The sequence below is a fragment of the Oerskovia sp. NPDC060287 genome, from assembly GCF_042726775.1.
GTDB lineage: Bacteria > Actinomycetota > Actinomycetes > Actinomycetales > Cellulomonadaceae > Oerskovia > Oerskovia merdavium.
Genome location: NZ_JBHXBO010000019.1, coordinates 16020 through 33469 on the forward strand (window position 1 = coordinate 16020; position 17450 = coordinate 33469).

18 protein-coding genes are annotated in these 17450 nt (G+C 72.7%); 7 read left to right on the plus strand and 11 right to left on the minus strand.

Features of this window, described 5'->3' with window-relative positions; all coding sequences use genetic code 11:
- Nucleotides 1-8: 8 nt before the first annotated feature.
- Both ACFWFR_RS03295 and ACFWFR_RS03300 read left to right on the plus strand, forming a co-directional pair.
- Nucleotides 9-1088 carry a putative F420-0 ABC transporter permease subunit gene (locus ACFWFR_RS03295; protein ID WP_377621150.1) on the plus strand — a complete coding sequence of 360 codons (1080 nt, stop codon included), beginning with the start codon at nucleotides 9-11 and terminating at the stop codon, nucleotides 1086-1088.
- Entirely contained in the window at nucleotides 1085-1975 is an 891-nt protein-coding gene (locus ACFWFR_RS03300) for a putative F420-0 ABC transporter ATP-binding protein (protein WP_377621151.1), read from the plus strand. Before ACFWFR_RS03295 ends, ACFWFR_RS03300 begins: the two co-directional genes overlap by 4 nt.
- A gap of 44 nt (nucleotides 1976-2019) precedes the next feature.
- Here the strand turns inward: ACFWFR_RS03300 and ACFWFR_RS03305 are convergent, their stop codons facing one another.
- The 4 genes from ACFWFR_RS03305 to ACFWFR_RS03320 form a co-directional block, all read right to left on the minus strand.
- Nucleotides 2020-2229, minus strand: coding sequence for a hypothetical protein (locus tag ACFWFR_RS03305; RefSeq protein ID WP_377621153.1), 210 nt, complete (start codon nucleotides 2227-2229; stop codon nucleotides 2020-2022).
- 8 nt (nucleotides 2230-2237) lie between these two features.
- Nucleotides 2238-2678 carry a CoA-binding protein gene (locus tag ACFWFR_RS03310; protein ID WP_377616671.1) on the minus strand — a complete coding sequence of 147 codons (441 nt, stop codon included), beginning with the start codon at nucleotides 2676-2678 and terminating at the stop codon, nucleotides 2238-2240.
- A 144-nt stretch (nucleotides 2679-2822) separates the two neighbouring features.
- Nucleotides 2823-3404 carry a DUF1772 domain-containing protein gene (locus tag ACFWFR_RS03315; RefSeq protein ID WP_377621154.1) on the minus strand — a complete coding sequence of 194 codons (582 nt, stop codon included), beginning with the start codon at nucleotides 3402-3404 and terminating at the stop codon, nucleotides 2823-2825.
- On the minus strand, nucleotides 3404-4312 hold the full coding sequence (locus tag ACFWFR_RS03320; protein WP_377621156.1) for an NAD(P)H-binding protein: 909 nt from the start codon (nucleotides 4310-4312) through the stop codon (nucleotides 3404-3406). Before ACFWFR_RS03320 ends, ACFWFR_RS03315 begins: the two co-directional genes overlap by 1 nt.
- 135 nt (nucleotides 4313-4447) lie before the next feature.
- On the opposite strand from ACFWFR_RS03320, the gene ACFWFR_RS03325 reads away from it, so the two are divergent.
- On the plus strand, nucleotides 4448-5413 hold the full coding sequence (locus tag ACFWFR_RS03325; RefSeq protein ID WP_377621158.1) for an AraC family transcriptional regulator: 966 nt from the start codon (nucleotides 4448-4450) through the stop codon (nucleotides 5411-5413).
- Between the two features lie 306 nt (nucleotides 5414-5719).
- Nucleotides 5720-6133: a nitroreductase family deazaflavin-dependent oxidoreductase gene (locus ACFWFR_RS03330; protein ID WP_377621159.1), complete on the plus strand. Its 414-nt coding sequence runs from the start codon at nucleotides 5720-5722 to the stop codon at nucleotides 6131-6133.
- 167 nt (nucleotides 6134-6300) lie between these two features.
- Here the strand turns inward: ACFWFR_RS03330 and ACFWFR_RS03335 are convergent, their stop codons facing one another.
- Together ACFWFR_RS03335 and ACFWFR_RS03340 are read right to left on the minus strand one after the other, a co-directional pair.
- Nucleotides 6301-6954, minus strand: coding sequence for an NAD(P)-dependent oxidoreductase (locus ACFWFR_RS03335; protein ID WP_377621161.1), 654 nt, complete (start codon nucleotides 6952-6954; stop codon nucleotides 6301-6303).
- Nucleotides 6951-7589, minus strand: coding sequence for a TetR/AcrR family transcriptional regulator (locus ACFWFR_RS03340; RefSeq protein WP_377621162.1), 639 nt, complete (start codon nucleotides 7587-7589; stop codon nucleotides 6951-6953). The genes ACFWFR_RS03335 and ACFWFR_RS03340 overlap by 4 nt, the downstream gene beginning before the upstream one ends.
- A gap of 146 nt (nucleotides 7590-7735) precedes the next feature.
- Here ACFWFR_RS03340 and ACFWFR_RS03345 point away from each other — a divergent pair, with 146 nt between their 5' ends.
- The gene (locus ACFWFR_RS03345) at nucleotides 7736-8341 is read left to right on the plus strand and encodes an HhH-GPD-type base excision DNA repair protein (protein ID WP_377621164.1); all 606 of its coding nucleotides are present in this window, start codon (nucleotides 7736-7738) and stop codon (nucleotides 8339-8341) included.
- A gap of 329 nt (nucleotides 8342-8670) precedes the next feature.
- Nucleotides 8671-9036, plus strand: coding sequence for a VOC family protein (locus ACFWFR_RS03350; protein WP_377621174.1), 366 nt, complete (start codon nucleotides 8671-8673; stop codon nucleotides 9034-9036).
- 10 nt (nucleotides 9037-9046) lie between these two features.
- Here the strand turns inward: ACFWFR_RS03350 and ACFWFR_RS03355 are convergent, their stop codons facing one another.
- From ACFWFR_RS03355 to ACFWFR_RS03375, 5 genes are all read right to left on the minus strand, one after another.
- Nucleotides 9047-9436, minus strand: coding sequence for a hypothetical protein (locus ACFWFR_RS03355; protein ID WP_377621166.1), 390 nt, complete (start codon nucleotides 9434-9436; stop codon nucleotides 9047-9049).
- A 268-nt stretch (nucleotides 9437-9704) separates the two neighbouring features.
- Nucleotides 9705-10229: a hypothetical protein gene (locus ACFWFR_RS03360; RefSeq protein WP_377621168.1), complete on the minus strand. Its 525-nt coding sequence runs from the start codon at nucleotides 10227-10229 to the stop codon at nucleotides 9705-9707.
- 141 nt (nucleotides 10230-10370) lie between these two features.
- On the minus strand, nucleotides 10371-11249 hold the full coding sequence (cofE, locus tag ACFWFR_RS03365) for a coenzyme F420-0:L-glutamate ligase (RefSeq protein WP_377621176.1): 879 nt from the start codon (nucleotides 11247-11249) through the stop codon (nucleotides 10371-10373).
- Between the two features lie 101 nt (nucleotides 11250-11350).
- Nucleotides 11351-12349 (minus strand): TIGR03557 family F420-dependent LLM class oxidoreductase, encoded by a 999-nt coding sequence (locus tag ACFWFR_RS03370; RefSeq protein WP_138824860.1) that lies wholly within the window; start codon nucleotides 12347-12349, stop codon nucleotides 11351-11353.
- Between the two features lie 115 nt (nucleotides 12350-12464).
- On the minus strand, nucleotides 12465-14339 hold the full coding sequence (locus ACFWFR_RS03375; protein ID WP_377621178.1) for a DUF4914 family protein: 1875 nt from the start codon (nucleotides 14337-14339) through the stop codon (nucleotides 12465-12467).
- Between the two features lie 347 nt (nucleotides 14340-14686).
- On the opposite strand from ACFWFR_RS03375, the gene valS reads away from it, so the two are divergent.
- A complete protein-coding gene (valS, locus tag ACFWFR_RS03380; protein ID WP_377621170.1) occupies nucleotides 14687-17422 on the plus strand; it encodes a valine--tRNA ligase in 2736 nt (911 codons plus the stop codon).
- Nucleotides 17423-17450 lie beyond the last annotated feature (28 nt).

The following is a 17450-nucleotide window of genomic DNA, read 5'->3' on the forward strand; positions in this document are numbered from 1 at the left end:
GAAGCCCCGTGGCCGAGAGACGCACCGCCCCGTCGGGAGCGCACGCCGCCGTGCGCCGCTCCCCCGGTACCCGGCGTGCCACCCAGTGGTGGCTCGTCGGGGCCTCGCTCGCGCTCGTCGTGAGCGTCGTGGTCGCCGTGACGATCGGCCCCGCGGACCTCTCCTGGGGCGACGTGTGGCGCTCGATCGCGACGCACCTCGGGCTCGGCGGGCCGCTCGGCCTCGAGCCGCTGCCCCTGCTGCAGGACGGCATGGTGTGGCAGCTCCGGCTCCCGCGCGTCCTGACGGCCGCGGCCGTGGGGGCCGGGCTCGCGATCTGCGGCGCGGTCATGCAGTCCCTCACGCGCAACCCGCTCGCCGACCCGTACCTGCTCGGGCTCTCGTCGGGAGCCTCGCTGGGTGCCGTCCTCGTCCTGGTCCTCGGCGTGAGCGTCCTGCTGCCCGTCGCGGCGTTCGGCGGGGCCGTCCTCGCCCTGGTCGCGGCGCTCGCTCTCGCAGGTTCGCTCGGAGCCATCACCCCCACGCGGACCGTGCTCGCGGGCCTCGCGGTGAGCCAGCTCGCGGCCGCGGCGACGTCGTTCATCATCTTCTGGTCCGCGACCGGGGACTCCTACCGCGAGATCCTGTCGTGGCTCATGGGATCGGTCGCGGGGGCCACCTGGACGTCCGTGGCGATCGCGGGCGGCGCCGTGCTCGTCCTGGGGACGCTGCTCGCGTCGACCGGGTCGGTGCTCGACGCCTTCACGTTCGGCGACACCGCGGCCGCGGGCCTCGGCATCGCCGTGAACCGGACCCGGTGGCTCCTGCTCGTGGGGGTCGCGCTGCTCACCGGAGCCCTGGTCTCGGTCTCGGGCGCGATCGGGTTCGTGGGGCTGATCCTCCCGCACGCCGTCCGGCTCCTGACCGGTGCGCGGCACCGCGTGCTGCTGCCCCTCGCGGCCCTGCTCGGCGGGTCGTTCCTCGTGTGGGCCGACACGCTCGCCCGCACGATCTTCGCCCCGCGCGAGCTGCCCGTGGGCATCCTGACGGCCGCGATCGGCGCGCCCGTCTTCGCGATCATCCTGTGGCGAGGGAGGCGGGCGCTGTGACGGAGCCGAGGACCGTGGACCGGGCGGGCGCGGGGCGCGAGGTGCCGCAAGGACACGACGGGTCGCCGTCCTCGCGGGACGGCACGCCGGCCGCCGGTGGGCGTGCGCGGGCGGCCCACGGGCTCGACGCCTCGCGCGTCTCGTGGTCGGCCGGGTCGCAGCTCATCCTCGACGGGGTGGACTGCACGGCTCCCCCGGGAGCGGTGAGCGGGCTGCTGGGCCCCAACGGGTCCGGGAAGTCGACGCTGCTGCGCGCGATCGCGGCCACCCAGGTCCCGGACGCGGGCGAGGTCCGGTTCGACGGCGAGGACCTGCTGCGCATGCCGCGACGGCGTCGGGCGCGCAGGCTGGCCCTCGTCGAGCAGGACGCGTCGACCGACCTGCCCGTCTCGGTGCTCGACGCCGTGCTGCTCGGCAGGATCCCGCACCGCTCGCTCCTGGCGGGCGACACCGACGCCGACCGCGCGATGGCCCACGAGGCGCTCGTGCGGGCCGGGGTCGAGGAGCTGGCCGAACGGTCGCTCGCCACGTTGTCGGGAGGCGAGCGCCAGCGCGTGCACATGGCCCGCGCCCTCGCCCAGGACCCCGCGCTGCTGCTCCTCGACGAACCCACGAACCACCTCGACATCGCGGCCCAGCTCGCCGCCATGACCGTGCTGCGCAAGCTCGCCGCGGACGGCGTGACGGTCCTCGCGGCCCTCCACGACCTCAACCTCGCGGCGGCCTCGTGCGACCACGTCGTGGTCCTCTCGGGCGGGCGGGTCGTCGCAGCGGGTGACGTGCGGGACGTGCTGGTCCCGGACGTGATCGAGCCCGTGTACGGGGTGCGGTGCGACGTGCTGGCCCACCCCCGGACCGGTCGGCCCGTGCTGGTCTTCGGAGACTGACGGCCCGTCGCGGTGCCGGGGCGGGCCGGGAGCCGACGAGAGCCCTAGAACCCGCGCAGCCGTTCGGGCGTGAAGCGCAGGACCTCGGAGTACGCCGCGTGGAACTGCTCGGGGCTCATCCCGAGGTCGGCCATCGCCGCCCGGTACCTGGCGTCGTAGCGCGCGCGTTCCTCGGTGCTCAGGCCGGCCGGGTCCTGGTCGAGCCGTTCGGCGGCGCGCGCACCCAGCGTGGTCGCCGTGTCGATCACGGCCACGTCGGGCCTCAGCCCTGCGCGGCGGCGGTCGTCGGTCCCAGGCGCGGCCACTCGATCGCCGGGCAGCGGTCCATGACCATGTCCAGCCCGGCGTCGCGGACCCGCGCGAACGCGTCCTCGTCGACCACGTCGAGCTGGAACCAGACGGCCCCGGCCCCGATCTCGACGGCCTGGTCCGCGACGGCCCCCGCGAGGTCGGAGCGCACGAACACGTCCACGACGTCGACCGGGAACGGGATCTCGGCGAGCGACGCGTAGCCCTGCTCGCCGTGCACGGTCTCGGCTGCCGGGTGGACCGGCACGATGCGCTTGCCCTGACGCTGGAGCAGCCGGGCCACCCCGTACGCGGCGCGAGCCGAGTTGTTCGACAGCCCGACCACGGCCCACGTCTCGGTGTCCGCGAGGACCTTGCGGATGACGGCGTCCTCGCCCCAGCTCTTGTCGCTCATACCGGGACAACCCCGGCGCGGGGGCGACTATTCCGGGCTGCGCCCTCCTCCGGTGCGCTGAGTGCGGAGTTCTTGCGCGACTCGCCGGGCGTGTCTCACCAGGACTCCGCACTCACCGTTCATCCGGGGGCCTGACGGCGCCGCTCACCCCGCGAGTCGCGTCACCAGCCCCAGCGTCAGCAGCAGGGCGGCCACCCCGCACGCCAGGGTCCGCACGTGGTTCCAGGCGACCCAACGCCCGAGGAAGACCGCCCAGACCTGGTCTCGCTCCGCCGTCGGGCCGGTGGGACGAACCCGCGTCCCACCCGACCCTCGACCTGAGGGTGAGGCTTCGGCCGACCGTCGACCCGAGGTCGAGACCGCCGCTTCCGCAGCCTCGAGGCGGTCGTTGAGCGGGACGTTGACGGCCGCCGTCACCCCGATGCCGCCCAATAGATAGACGACGGCCGCGGCCAGGACGAGCACCGCGCCCGCCTCGCCCAGCCGCGTCGCGGCCACGACGCCGAGGACCGTCACGAGCCCGGTCGTCACGACCAGGAGAGACCCGAACGGGGCCCTGGTCGCGTGGCGGTTGATCGAGGCCATCGCGGTCGCTCCGACGTCGGGCGCGACCGAGCGCAGGCCCGCCATGACGAAGGTCGAGAACGCGAAGAGCACTCCCCCGACGAGCGCGCAGCCGACCGATGCCACCACGACCGCCCACCCGAGAGCCCCGAGCGCGCCCATCAGTGCACCCCGTCCAGGACGGCAGGCGGAGCCTGTGGGGAGCCGACCGGCGCCCAGGCCGCGGCCTCACGACGCGCGAACTCGGCGAGGTCGCGCGGCTCGCGACCGAGCGCCTCGTGCACGCCGTGCGTCAGGTGCTCGTTGCGTCCGTCGAGGACCTCTTCGAACAGGTAGCGGGTGAGCTCGACGGCGTCGGCAGGGACGCCCGCGGCGGTCAGGCCGGCCGCGAACTCGTCGCCCGTGACGGTCACGAGCCGGACGTCCCGGCCGCTCGCCGCCCCGACCTCCGCGAGCGCCTCGCCGAAGGTCAGCAGCCGGGGCCCCGTGAGCTCGTAGACCCGGCCCGCGTGCCCGTCCTCGGTGAGCGCCGCGACCGCGACGTCGGCCACGTCCTCGAGGTCGACGAACGGCTCGACCACGGCGTCGACGGGGAGCGGGACCACTCCGTAGAGCACGGGGTCCAGCAGGAAGCTCTCGCTGAAGTTCTGCGCGAACCACGCGCAACGCACGACCGTGCGAGCGGGGAACGCCTCGGCGACGAGCTCCTCGGCACGCTGCGCCTCGGGCTCGCCGCGACCCGAGAGCAGCACGAGGCGCTGCACGCCCACGCGCGCCGCGACCCGGGCGAAGTCGGCGACGACCTCGGGAACTCCCGGGGCCGCGAGGTCCGGTGCGACCGCGACGTAGGCGGCGTCGGCCCCCGCGAGCGCCGGCGCCCAGGTCGCGGGGTCGTCCCAGTCGAGCCTGGTCTCGGTGCTCCGCGAGACAGGGCGGACGGCGATGCCCCGCGCTGCGAGGCGGGCCGCGACACGGCGCCCGGTCTTGCCCGTCGCGCCGACGACGGCGACGAGGGACGGGAGACCGGCGTCGCCGGTCGGGGTGGTGGGGTGCGGCTGGTTCGTGGTCATGGCGGTCTCCTGTGATCGGTCGTCCGTGCTGTGGTTCGAGTCAACCGGTCTCCGGCGAGACGTTCCATGGTCGAACGGCTCGGGAGCATGTCCGTTCGTCTTCCGTCGAGGACGCGGGGGGCGTACCGTCGTGGCATGGACGCTGTCGCCGGACTCCTCGACGGCCCCCGCGCACGGGGCGCCTTCCTGCTGCGCTCGCTCCTCGCGCCGCCGTGGTCGATGCGCATCGAGGACGAGGCGCCCCTGACGCTCGTGCCCGTCGTGCGCGGGTCGGCCTGGATCGGGATGGACGCCGGCCCGCGGCCCCACGAACCACCGCTCGAGGCACACCTCGACGAGGGCGACGTCGCGCTCGTGCGCGGGCCCCGCCACTACACCGTGGCCGACTCACCGGGGACGGCGCCGCAGATGGTGAGCGATGCCGTCGGCGCCTGCCGGGCGGTCGGCGACGCCCCCTCTCCCCTGGTCGACCTCGGTGTCCGGACCTGGGGCAACGACCCCGACGGGCCGACCGTGCTGCTGACCGGGACCTACCCGCTCGACGGCGAGGTGGGTGGCCGGCTGCTGAGCGTGCTGCCCCCGCTCGTGGTTCTGCGCCGCGGGGACCTCGACGCCGACCTCGTCTCGTTGCTCGCGCGCGAGGTCTCGCAGGACCGCCCCGGCCAGGAGGCCGTGCTCGACCGGTTGCTCGACGTCCTGCTCATCGGCGCGCTGCGCGCATGGCTCGACCGCGGCGAGGCCCCGGGGTGGTACCGCGCGGACGCCGACCCGGTGGTCGGGCACGCGTTGCGACTCATGCACCACGACCCGGCCAGGGCCTGGACGGTCGAGTCGCTCGCGCGGACCGTCGGGCTGTCACGGGCCGCGTTCTCGCGGCGCTTCACCGAGCTCGTGGGCGAGCCGCCCATGGGCTACCTCACGGGATGGCGGCTGACCCTCGCCGCAGACCTGCTGCTCGAACCAGGGGCGACCGTCGGCTCGGTGGCCCGGCAGGTCGGGTACGGGACGCCGTTCGCACTGAGCGCCGCGTTCACGCGTGTGCGCGGCATGAGCCCGACGGCGCACCGGGAGCGTGCGGAGGCCGGGTCGGGGGCGGCCTGACGGTGCGCCTCGCGCGGCGCCGGAGGGCTCCTCGGGTGCCGAGCACGAGGTTGCGGTCGATATGGCGGGCCTGGCGATCGCAAGGTCGTGCTCGCGTGCTCACAACCTCGTGCTCGACGCGTGGCGCGCCGTCGCACCGGAGCCGCGACACCGGTGCCGACCATGCGGTTGGCGTCGCGATCCGGGTCCAGGACGACGCCAACCGCATGCTCGGAGGACGACTTCCGCATGCTCGGCACGATCGGCTGCCTTCACCCGGGCACCGTGCGCTGGCCGCACCGCGCACAGGCGCGCACCATGGCTGACATGCCCATCCCGCACCTGGTCACCCGGACCAACAAGCGGTACCTCAACCCGCTCGTGCTCCGCGTATCGTCACGCGTGCCGCCGTTCGCGACGGTCCACCATCGCGGTCGACGCAGCGGCCGGCCGTTCACGACCCCCGTGCTGGCCTTCCGCGAACCCTCGTCGGCCACCGCGCCGCGCGAGGTCCGCGTGGTCATCGCGCTGACGTACGGGACCGACGTCGACTGGCTCAAGAACGTCGAGGCCGTCGGGTTGTTCGGGCTCACGCGAGGTGGGCGCGGGTACGTCGTCGACGACCTGCGACGGCTCCACGGCGATGCAGGTCTCCAGCTCGTGCCGGGCGTGATCAGGGTCGCCCTGCAGGGGCTGCGGGTGGACGACTTCCTCGACGGACGGGTGGGACCACCCCGCTGAGGGCCCGCCTGTCACCACCGGCGCGCCATCGACATCGCGCGCTACCAGCAGCCCCGCCCGGCCGGTCGCGGTCACCGTTCCCCCGACGGGGACGCTCGCCGTCCGGCACGCCCAGCCCGTAGGCCGGACGTCTCGGCGCCGCGCGCCTCACGGGCCGCCGTGCTGCGTCACCGCGCCGCGGGGCGCCAGCCGTTCGGCGTCGTGACCAGGACCCGCTGACCCACGTAGCCCGGGTCGGTGGCGATCTTCACGAGCGCCCTGCCCGCGTTAGCGAACGGCAGGGTCGGCAGACCCGGAACCTTGCCGACCTCGTCGAGCGGCTCGACGGCCTCGGAAGCCAGCGCGGGTGCGCTCTTGAGGTTCACGGGGTACGCGATCGTCCAGCGGAGGGCCGTTCCCGGCAGGACCACCTCGGACGCAGCCTTGTCCTTGAACATCGACGAGATGACCGTGCTGTAGATCAGTCGCGCGAACCAGGAGGCCTTTGCTGCGGTGTCACCCACGCCGAACGCCGAGACGAGCACGAACCGGTCGACGCCCGCCTTCTCGAGCCCTTCCACGATCGTGGGCAGGGTGCGCTGCATGAAGGTCTTGCCCTTGGCGGGGCCGCCCACGGCCGAGACGACCACGTCCGCGCCGCGCACGGCGTCTGCCAGCGCGGAGGAGTCGTCGAGGTTGCCCCGGACGACGGTCACTCCCGGACGCGTCTGCACCGCCTCGGGGCGACGGGCGTACGCGATGACCTCGTGGCCGGCCGCGACGGCCTGCTCGACGACCTGCGACCCGATGTTGCCGGTAGCACCCAGCACGGCGATCTTCATGAGTTGTTCTCCCTGGTCGATGGTTCGATGCTGTCTTCCTCGCCGCTCCCGAGCACGAGGGGCGATCCGGTCACGACACCCAGCGCGCGCAGGCAGAGCCCGAGGACCTGCTCGCGCGGGACCGACGAGCCACCACCGCTCTCTCGCGCGACCTCTTCGACGAACCCCAGCCAGCCCCCGACCGCGAGGCGCGACAGGGTGGTGTCGGCCAGGTCGAGGTAGTCCAGGATCCGCTCGACCTGGACCACGTGGTTCGCGGCGGCGAGCTCGTGCACGAGCGCCGGAGCCGAGGCGTGCGGCGCGTAGAGGTCACGCAGCTGACCGCTGCTGGCCGAGAAGTGGTCGAGATACGCGCCCAGCGCGCGCTCGAGGTTCTCGCGGGCGCTGCGCCCGGGCAGCGGTGAGGTCGCCATCAGGATGGCCTCGGCCTCACGCCGCAGGACGGCGTCGAGCAGCGAGTCCTTGCCCGGGAAGTAGTGGTAGACGAGCGCCCGGGTGACCCCGGCCTCCTGCGCGATGTCGCGCACCGAGACCGCGTCGAACCCCTCGCGCGCAAAACGCTCGGACGCCACGCGCAGGATCTGCTCGCGGCGCTCGTCGGGGCTGAGGCGGCTCGCCTCGCTGTTGTTTGACACATGTCAAACTGTAGAGGCCTGTTTGACACGCGTCAAACAGTCGGGCACCGGGCGCCCCACGGAGCGGGCTGTGGAACTGGTGCCGCCCCGCCGACTCCAGGCATGCCGGCCCGGCGGCGGTTCGACCCGGCTGCCATGATGGGGACATGGCACACGACCTGTGGTTCACCGGCGACCCGGAAGCCGACGCGCTGCTGTCCACGGACCCGTTCGCACTGCTCATCGGCATGCTCCTCGACCAGCAGGTCACCATGGAGTCGGCGTTCGCGGGGCCCCTCAAGATCTCCCAGCGCATGGACGGGTTCGACGTGCACCGCATCGCCTCTGCCGAGCCCGAGGCGTTCGCCGCGATGGCCGCCACTCCCCCGGCGATCCACCGCTACCCGGGCTCCATGGCGGGCCGCGTGCAGGCCGTGGCCCAGGTCGTCGACGAGCAGTACGACGGCGACGTCACGCGCCTGTGGACCGACCCGGGACCCGACGGCGGCGCCCCGGACGGGGCGCTCGTCCTCAAGCGGCTCAAGGCGCTGCCCGGCTTCGGGGAGCAGAAGGCGAAGATCTTCCTCGCGCTCCTCGGCAAGCAGTACGGTGTCCAGCCCGAGGGGTGGCGCGAGGCTGCGGGGGCCTACGGCGAGGAAGGGTCGCGACGCTCGATCGCCGACGTCGTCGACCAGCACTCGCTCGACCAGGTGCGCGAGACCAAGAAGGCGGCCAAGGCCGCCGCGAAGGCCGAACGGGCCGCCCGGGGCTGACGCTCCGGCACGTCACCGGGGACGCTCCCGGCCCGGTGCATGTTCGCTCGCATGTCACTCCTCTCCGTCCAGGGTCGAGCAACCGGCTCTCCGCCCGGTTCGAGCAAGGACGCGGCACCACGTCCGGGGTGGTGGGATCGGTGCGAGCACGCGCGGCGCACCGCCGTGCAGGGCCTCGAGCTGCGACCGGCTGACGTCGTCGTCACGTCACGGCGGACGTCGAGGCCGCCTGAACGGGTCGACGACCACGCCGCCCACAGCGAGCCGGTCCCGCCGCGCGTAGCGTGAGGAGAGGGCGCGGCCCCGTGCCCGTTCCCGAGGAGGACCTCATGGCTCACGGCGACATCACGCACATCGACATCCCCGTCGGCGACACCGACCGCGCCCGCGCGTTCTACAGCGGGCTGTTCGGGTGGGACATCGCCGAGGCGCCCGGTTTCGAGGGATACCCCATGTGGCGGGCCCCCAACCAGATCAGCGGTGGTGGCCTCGCCCCCCGCGAGGAAGGGTTCACGAGCCCGCGCAGCTACGTCGAGGTCGACTCGATCGAGGAGTCGCTCGCCCAGGTCGAGGCCCTCGGCGGCAAGGTGCTCATGGGCAGGTCGCAGATCAGCCCGACGAGCTGGTGGGCGGTCTTCGAGGACCTCGACGGGAACCGGCTGGGGCTCTACGAGGGCGTCACCACGATGGACTGAGCCTGGCGGCTCACGCCGACCCGAACGCGATCGTCCCGTCGGGGTCGCTCGCACGTCGCGGCCGCAGCCGTGCCGGCGCCGGCCACGGCAGCTCGTGCCGGACGACCTGCGCGTCGATCGCCCCGAAGTCGTCGGTCTGGACCACGACGCGCTCGGGCGTGACCTCGACGAGCCGGACGCGGACCGGGTCCGGACCCTCGCCGTCGAGCATCCAGACGTCGGCGAGCCAGGACAGGCCGGTGCCGTCGAGAGCCTCCTCGGCGTCGAGCCAGTCGACCGGGCCGGTGAGGTCGTGCCCCAGCAACGAGACGGCGACCCAGGCATCGCCGTCGGGCCGGATCCACCCGATGTGGTCACGGTCCTCGGGGCGGCGGTGCGGGATCCAGGAGGCAGGCAGCATCCAGGAACGATAGCGAGCGGCCGGCCGATCCGCCCAGGAGATTCGGCCCGGCGCCGGCTCCGGATGACGGAAGCCGTCGCCCTGGAGCGTCCAGCCCTGGCGGCCACGACCATGCGGTTGGCGTCCCACGAGCATGCGGTCGGCGTCCCTCAGGGCCCGAGATGCGACGACAACCGCATGCTCGGCACCCGGCCCCGGGGCACCAGAGTGGGCGAGTCGTCAGAAGCGGCGAGGCACCAGAGTGGGCGAGGCACCGGGGTCACCGCGGTCACCCTTCACCGCCGGCACCGGCACCGCGGCCGCGGTTCGTCGCCGCGGCGTGCCGGATCCGGCGGGTCCGACCGCCCCCGGCGAGGGCGTCCAGGACGTCGGCACGGGTCGCGGAGCTCGCGGCGCGCAGCTGGAGCCAGTCGGACCAGCCGTCGACGCCCAGACCTTCGTCCGCACGTCGGAGCCCATCGCTCACCGCAGCGACGGCACCCGACACCGACTCGAGGATCTCCAGCTCCGCGGCCCGCCGGGCCACGAAGTCGGCCACCGTCCATTCGCTCGTGAGGGCCACCCAGCGTTCCCTGTCTACCGACGGGACACGCTCGAGAGCGGCGACGACCACCCCGCTCGCCATGACCTGGTCGTCGTCCTCGGCGACGGCAGCGGCCACCAGGTCGTGCAGGCCCCGCCCGAGCGCCTGGTTGTAGAGCACCCACCGGACGTGCTCGTCGGCCAGGTCGCCGGAGAACGCGAGTTCCCGTGCGAGCCGGCTCAGGTCCGCTCCCGGTTCCTGCCTCGTCATCCGCCACCCCCAGCAGTCATCGAGCACGACCTTCCGTCCAGTCGACCATGACCTTGCGGTCACCAAGCCCCTCAGAAGGACCGCAACCTCGTTCTCGGCACCCGGACGAACCCGGACGCACCCAGACCACCGACGGCAGGATCAACCCTGCTGCGGATTCCCCGTCCCCTCACGGAACCCCTCGGCGAACCCATCGCGATACCCGTCCGCGTACCCGGCCTCGCGCGCGACGTGCTCAGCCTCCCCGGGATCGACCGCCGCAGCCCCAGCCGGGCCTGCAGCACCGCGCCCATCGGTCACGCCCCGCGCGTACGCCTCCGCGGAGCCCTCACGGAACATGTCGGTCCCCGAGTCCCGCACGAGCACGCGCGCCCCCGGCCCGTCGTCGTCGGTCACGAACCGCCCGAGCCCGCGCACGACGGCCACGGGGCGCCCCGCGGCCTTGCCCCGGACGAGCTCGGAGGCCGCGGCGATCTGGTCCGCGACGGCCGTCACGGTCACCGACAGCTCACGCCCGTGCGAGTCGACGCCGCCGCGCAGGTCGTCGAGTGCGACCACCCCGGCGACACCGATCGCCAGGTCGGTGAGCCCCTCGCGCCAGGCGCGCCCGGCGGTGTCGGACACGACGACCCCGACGCGTGCCCCGAACCGTTCCGCGAGCGCCGCCCGCAGCGCACGCGCCGAGGCGTCGGGGTCGACGGGCAGCAGCAGCACGGTGCCCTCGGGGGTGTTGGACGCGTCGACGCCTGCGGCGGCCATGACGAGGCCGAGCCGGTTCTCGACGATCCGCAGCACTCCCCCGGGCGACGGCCGGGTGGCCACGACGCGCACGGTCTCGTCGGTGATCGCCTGCTCACGGTCGGTGGCCGCGACCACGCGCCCCTCGGCCTTGGACACGACCTTGCTCGTCACGACCACGACGTCGCCCTCGCGCAGCCCGCCCTCGCGGTCGAGCGCGTCCCCCATGATGCGCGCCAGGTCGTCACCGGGCGAGATCTCCCCGATGCCCGACGGCGCCACGACCGTGAAGCGCGTGTCGTCGCCCTCGGCGCGCCCCGCCCCGGGCGACGCCTGCCGCTCGGCGCGAGCTCCGCCGTCGGGCAGCGGGACGGACGTGCCCGTCACCGGACGAGCTTCGGCAGGACGTCGCGCGAGAACGTGTCGATCCACTCGCGCTGGTTGCGGCCCACGTTGTGGAGGTAGATGCGGTCGAAGCCCAGGTCGACGAACTTCTGGATGTAGGCGCGGTGCACGTCCGGGTCGGACGAGATGACCAGGCGCCCCTCGAAGTCCTCGGGCCGCACGAGCTTGGCCATCTGCTCGAAGTCGAACGGCGAGCGGATGTCGGCCTTGGGGAACTTCATGCCGCCGTTGGGCCACTCGGTCATGGCGTTCGTCAGCGCCTCCTCGTCGGTCTCGGCCCACGACATGTGGAGCTGGAGGACCTTGGGCATGGTCTGGGGATCACGGCCGGACTCGCGGACGCCGTCGTCGAACTTGCCGAACAGCATCGAGATCTTCTCGAGCGGTGCTCCCACGGTGATGAGGCCGTCGGCGTGCTTGCCGGCGCGCTTGGCCGTGACGGGCCCTGCGGTCGCGACGAGGATCTCGGGGGCGACCTCGGGCATGGTCCACAGCCGCGTGGACTCGTGCTTGTAGAACTGCCCCGAGTGCTTGGTGTCCTTGCCCGCGAGCGACGCGGCGAAGAGCTTCTTGATGATGTCGATGGCCTCGAACATGCGGTTGATGCGCTCGGGGGCCTCGGGCCAGTACTGCGCCGTGACGTGCTCGTTGAGCGCCTCGCCCGAGCCCAGGCCGAGCCAGTGGCGCCCCGGGTACATCGCGGCGAGCGTCGCCGAGGCCTGCGCGACCATCGCGGGGTGCCAACGGAACGTGGGCGCCGTGACGCCCGGGCCCAGGTCGCCGCGCGTGCGCTCGCCGAGGGCCGACAGGACATTCCACACGAATGCCGAGTGCCCCTGCGCGGGGACCCAGGGCTGGAAGTGGTCCGCGGCCATGACGCCGGAGAAGCCCTTGCTCTCCGCATACTCGGAGAGGGCGATCACCTCGGTCGGGTGGAACTGCTCGAGCATGGCGGCGTAGCCGATCGTCAAGTCCATGGACCGACCTTAGTACGGGCGCCTCGCGCCCGAGCGCCGGTATCTGATACTTGCCGGAGGACGGCCGCCCGGTCGTGCGGACCGGGCGGGCCGTCCTCTTCTCAGCGGGCCTCGATCAGGTGAACAGCGGGGTGAGCGCGGCGTACTCCTCGACCGATCCGTCGCGCAGGCACACCTCGATGATCTGGCGGCCCAGGGGGTCCAGGTCGTCGGTGAGGAACTGCTGCAGCTCGCTCTTGAAGAAGTCCGTGATGATCCTGGCCCCCGCGTCGTAGGCCTCGACGCCCACCTGGGACTGCATCTCGGGCTTGAGGAACGTGGGGCGCACGAGCTGCCCGTCGATCTTCATCTCCTGGAGCGTGTAGCCGAACAGGGGGCAGCGCGAGGGGGTCAGCTCCTCGGTGCGGATCTTGCCGCCGCCGCGGCGCGCGAGGTACTCGCGCGTGAGCCACTCGGCCGCGAAGTCGACCTTGTACGCCCCGATGTGCTGGTTGGGCGTGAGCACGTAGCGGGTCCGGTCCATGTCGACGAGCTGGCGCAGCAGCAGGTTCGCGGCCGCGACCTTGGTGCCGGTCGAGAAGGGCCAGTACGATCCCACGCCCTCGGCGACCATGCCGCCGTGCGCGAGCTTGTCGGTCGCGGTCTTGGACTCGCCGATCGACGGGTTCTTGTCGCCGCGCGGGGCGATGAGCCGCCAGATCCACGCGAGCGACGGCGGCACGATGTGCATCATGCCCATGATCCCGTAGGTCGGGTTGTCGCGGGTGCAGGCCGGCATCCGGGCGCCGAAGGTGCGTACGTCGACCTCCTCGGCCCCCGTGACGTCGGTCAGGAGGTGGCGGGGCACGACCACGCGCGGGTTGGGGCAGCGCTTGCCCGTCGAGTCGAGCGTGTGCTCCCAGGGCAGCACGGTCGCGTCGGGCACGCCGTCGATGTTGAAGAAGACGAGCGGCTGGTCGGGGTGGATGCAGGCCCGCTCGAGGTGCGCGTCCTGGCCGTAGCCCGTGAGGTTGTCGACGCGCACGAACCACCCGTCCTCGGCGTCGGCGACCACGAGCCGCCCGGCACCGGTCTGCAGGTCGACGTGGCACAGGGTCATGTCGTCGGTCACGGGGTCCAGGGCGCTCGTCTCGCCCAGGTTGATGACGTAGGGCTCGTCGGTCACGACGTTCGTGCCCAGCAGGATGCGCCCGTCCTCCTGGCGGCGGATCTCCTGGCACATCTCGGACTTGCCGCCGCCCGAGGCGCCCTCGTGCATGATCACGGTCTCGTTCTCGTAGGGGGTCGTGACCCGGACCGAGGACGCGTGCGCGGTGACCCACCCCTCCTGCTCGCCGACGTCGAGGAGCACCGAGAACACGCCCTTCTTGGCGCTGGGTCCCGGGTACAGGTTGTAGGCGAAGACCTCGTGCAGCGTCTCGGAGCGGTCGTGGACCACGACCTGGCGGCCCTCGAAGTGGGTGTGCCGGAAGGGTGGGGCGACGTAGAGGATCGAGCGTGGCTCGAACGGGCCGAGCTCGTCGAACGTGACCCAGCCCTGCAGGTCCACGAGGGTCAGGGCGAAGAAGGCCGAGTTGACCGGACAGATCGCGAGCGACGGGTAGCCGTGCGTGAGGCCGCCGGCCTTGAAGGGTACGACGACGAGGTCCTGGCCCGCGAGCCAGTCGAGCGTCTCGGCCTTGACCGCGTCGAACTCGGCGCCGAACACGTCGCGGTAGCGCGGCTTGTCGGTCGGCAGGTCGTCGGCGATGCGCATGCAGTCGGGGTCACGGCGACGCATGTAGTCCTCGGGATAGTTCACCGCGATGCCGTTCTTGCACCGGACGACCTCGGCCTCGGGGACGAGCGTGCCGAACACGTCGTACTCGACCGTGAACCTCGGCCCACCCTGCGGTCCGAGCGACAGCTGGTAGAGCTCCTCGCGGGACGAGGGGACGATGATGTTCGCGCACGCGTCCAGGGCGGCCTGGACAGCGGGGGGAAGGACCATGCCTGCGGGGATGCCGGCGGGAAGGGCGCCGGTGTCGCGCACGGCCGCGCTGTCGATCAGTGTCATGTGCTACTCCAAGGTCGGGCCTCGCAGAAGGCGGCGGGGAGACAGGGCGCACCCACGTACGCCCACGCCTTTGCTTGAAGGTTACGAGTCGATGACCTAGCCAACCAGGGACCTTGGACCTTTGTTCATTCGGGAAAACTCGACGGGCCCTCACCCGGAGGCGCCTCCGGGGGGGGCGACGGGGACCCCGACACCCCTCCGTCGAGCGCTCCGTCGCGCCCGTCCCGTCCGGTGAGCGGCCGTTTTACGGACGCCCCGGAGATTCTGGGAGAATGTCGACCATGAGTTCACCCGCCGAGGGCACCACGCCCGCACCCGCCTCCCCGACCGCCGCCGCACCCGCCCCCGTCGAGGGCACCGAGGTAGTCCGTGCCGTGGTCGGAGAGGTACCGGACAAGGTGAGCCTCGACGGCCTCGAGGCCAAGTTCGACGCCGACTGGAAGGAACAGGGCACCTACGCGTTCGACCGCTCCAAGACCCGCGAGCAGGTCTACTCGATCGACACCCCGCCGCCCACGGTCTCGGGCTCGCTGCACGTCGGGCACGTGTTCTCCTACACGCACACCGACGTCGTCGCGCGCTTCCAGCGCATGCGCGGGCGCGAGGTCTTCTACCCCATGGGCTGGGACGACAACGGCCTGCCGACCGAGCGCCGCGTGCAGAACTACTACGGCGTGCGCTGCGACCCGACGCTGCCCTACGTCGAGGGCTACGAGCCCCCGCTCCAGGGAGCCGAGGGCAAGAGCGTCAAGGCCGCCGACCAGCAGCCCGTCTCGCGACGCAACTTCGTCGAGCTGTGCGAGCGCCTGACGGCCGAGGACGAGGTCCAGTTCGAGGAGCTGTGGCGCCGCCTGGGCCTGTCGGTCGACTGGTCGCACCACTACCAGACCATCGGCGTCCCGGCCCGCATCGTGGCGCAGAAGGCGTTCCTGCGGAACCTCTCGCGCGGCGAGGCGTACCAGTCCGAGGCCCCGGGCCTGTGGGACGTCACGTTCCAGACGGCGGTCGCACAGGCCGAGCTCGAGGCGCGCGACTACCCCGGCCACTTCCACAAGGTCGCGTTCCACGCGCCCGGCGGCGAGAAGGTCTACATCGAGACCACGCGCCCCGAGCTGCTCGCGGCCTGCGTCGCGCTCATCGCGCACCCCGACGACGAGCGCTACCAGGGCCTGTTCGGCACCACGGTCACGTCCCCCCTGTTCGACGTCGAGGTGCCCGTCCTGGCGCACCCCGCCGCGCAGATGGACAAGGGCGCGGGCATCGCGATGTGCTGCACCTTCGGCGACCTGACCGACGTCCAGTGGTGGCGCGAGCTCCAGCTCCCCACGCGCTCGATCATCAACCGCGACGGGCGCATCACGCGCGAGACGCCGGCGTGGCTCACGTCCGAGCGCGCGATCGCGCTGTTCGAGGAGATCGCGGGCAAGACGACGTTCTCGGCCCGCGCGGCCGTGGTCGACGCGCTGCGCGAGACGGGCGACCTGGACGGCGAGCCCGTCGCGACCCAGCGCAAGGCGAACTTCTTCGAGAAGGGCGACAAGCCCCTCGAGATCGTCACCTCGCGCCAGTGGTACATCCGCAACGGCGGGCGCGACGTGCCGCTGCGCGAGGAGCTGCTCGAGCGCGGGCGCGAGCTCAAGTTCCACCCCGAGTTCATGCAGGTGCGCTACGAGAACTGGGTGGGTGGCCTCAACGGCGACTGGCTCGTCTCGCGCCAGCGCTTCTTCGGCGTCGCCATCCCGCTGTGGTACCCCGTCCTGGAGTCGGGCGAGACCGACTACGAGCACCCGATCGTCCCCGACGAGGCGCTCCTGCCGATCGACCCGTCCTCGGACGTCCCGGCCGGCTACACGGCCGAGCAGCGGGGCGTGCCCGGTGGGTTCGTGGGCGAGCCCGACGTCATGGACACCTGGGCCACCTCGTCGCTGACCCCGCAGATCGCGGGCGGCTGGGAGTCGGACCCGGACCTGTTCGAGCGCGTCTTCCCCATGGACCTGCGCCCCCAGGGCCAGGACATCATCCGCACGTGGCTCTTCTCCACGGTCGTCCGCTCGCACCTCGAGCACGGCTCGCTGCCCTGGACCAACGCCGCGATCTCGGGCTGGATCCTGGACCCCGACCGCAAGAAGATGTCCAAGTCCAAGGGCAACGTCGTGACGCCCATGGGTCTGCTCGAGGAGCACGGCTCGGACGCGGTCCGCTACTGGGCCGCCTCGGCCCGCCTCGGCACCGACGCGGCGTTCGAGGTCGGCCAGATGAAGATCGGCCGCCGCCTCGCGATCAAGGTCCTCAACGCGTCCAAGTTCGCGCTGTCGTTCGGCGGCAGCGAGATCACGCTCGACCCGGCCCTCGTGACCGAGCCGATCGACCGGGCGATGCTCGCGGGCCTTGCCGACGTCGTGGACCGCGCGACCGAGGCGCTCGAGGGCTACGACCACACGCGGGCCCTGGAGCTCTCGGAGACGTTCTTCTGGACGTTCTGCGACGACTACCTCGAGCTCGTCAAGGACCGTGCCTACGGCGCGGGAGCCGGGCCCGACGACGTCACGTCCGAGACGCAGTCGGCTCGCGTCGCGCTCGCCCTGGCTCTCGACACCCTCCTGCGTCTGTTCGCGCCGTACCTGCCGTTCGCGACCGAAGAGGTGTGGTCGTGGTGGCGCACGGGTTCGGTGCACCGCGCGCCGTGGCCCACGTCCGCAGGTCTGCGTGCCGGTGCGGGCGACGCCGACCCCGCGGTCCTGACGGCAGCCGGGCATGCGCTGGCCGCGCTGCGCAAGGTCAAGTCCGAGGCCAAGGTGTCCATGCGCACCCCGATCCTCGCAGCCGAGCTCGCCGTCCCGGCCGCCGCGATCGAGGGCGTCCGGGCCGCCGAGTTCGACGTCCGCGGCGCCGGTCGCGTGACCGGGTCGTTCGACGTCGTCGAGGCCGCCGAGGGCCAGGGCGACCCGGCCGTCCAGGGCGGGATCGTCGTCGTGCACTCGGAGCTCGGTGAGCCCGAGGTCCGCAACCGCGGCTGACGCTCCCCCACGCAGCACGACGCAGGGC

Bases quoted from the DNA above. Each gene is read 5' to 3' on its own strand.
- ACFWFR_RS03310 (WP_377616671.1), bottom strand. From the start codon at position 2,678: ATGAGCGACAAGAGCTGGGGCGAGGACGCCGTCATCCGCAAGGTCCTC.
- ACFWFR_RS03315 (WP_377621154.1), bottom strand. From the start codon at position 3,404: ATGGGCGCGCTCGGGGCTCTCGGGTGGGCGGTCGTGGTGGCATCGGTC.
- ACFWFR_RS03320 (WP_377621156.1), bottom strand. From the start codon at position 4,312: ATGACCACGAACCAGCCGCACCCCACCACCCCGACCGGCGACGCCGGT.
- ACFWFR_RS03325 (WP_377621158.1), top strand. From the start codon at position 4,448: ATGGACGCTGTCGCCGGACTCCTCGACGGCCCCCGCGCACGGGGCGCC.
- ACFWFR_RS03330 (WP_377621159.1), top strand. From the start codon at position 5,720: ATGCCCATCCCGCACCTGGTCACCCGGACCAACAAGCGGTACCTCAAC.
- ACFWFR_RS03335 (WP_377621161.1), bottom strand. From the start codon at position 6,954: ATGAAGATCGCCGTGCTGGGTGCTACCGGCAACATCGGGTCGCAGGTC.
- ACFWFR_RS03345 (WP_377621164.1), top strand. From the start codon at position 7,736: ATGGCACACGACCTGTGGTTCACCGGCGACCCGGAAGCCGACGCGCTG.
- ACFWFR_RS03350 (WP_377621174.1), top strand. From the start codon at position 8,671: ATGGCTCACGGCGACATCACGCACATCGACATCCCCGTCGGCGACACC.
- ACFWFR_RS03355 (WP_377621166.1), bottom strand. From the start codon at position 9,436: ATGCTGCCTGCCTCCTGGATCCCGCACCGCCGCCCCGAGGACCGTGAC.
- ACFWFR_RS03360 (WP_377621168.1), bottom strand. From the start codon at position 10,229: ATGACGAGGCAGGAACCGGGAGCGGACCTGAGCCGGCTCGCACGGGAA.
- ACFWFR_RS03370 (WP_138824860.1), bottom strand. From the start codon at position 12,349: ATGGACTTGACGATCGGCTACGCCGCCATGCTCGAGCAGTTCCACCCG.
- ACFWFR_RS03375 (WP_377621178.1), bottom strand. From the start codon at position 14,339: ATGGTCCTTCCCCCCGCTGTCCAGGCCGCCCTGGACGCGTGCGCGAAC.
- valS (WP_377621170.1), top strand. From the start codon at position 14,687: ATGAGTTCACCCGCCGAGGGCACCACGCCCGCACCCGCCTCCCCGACC.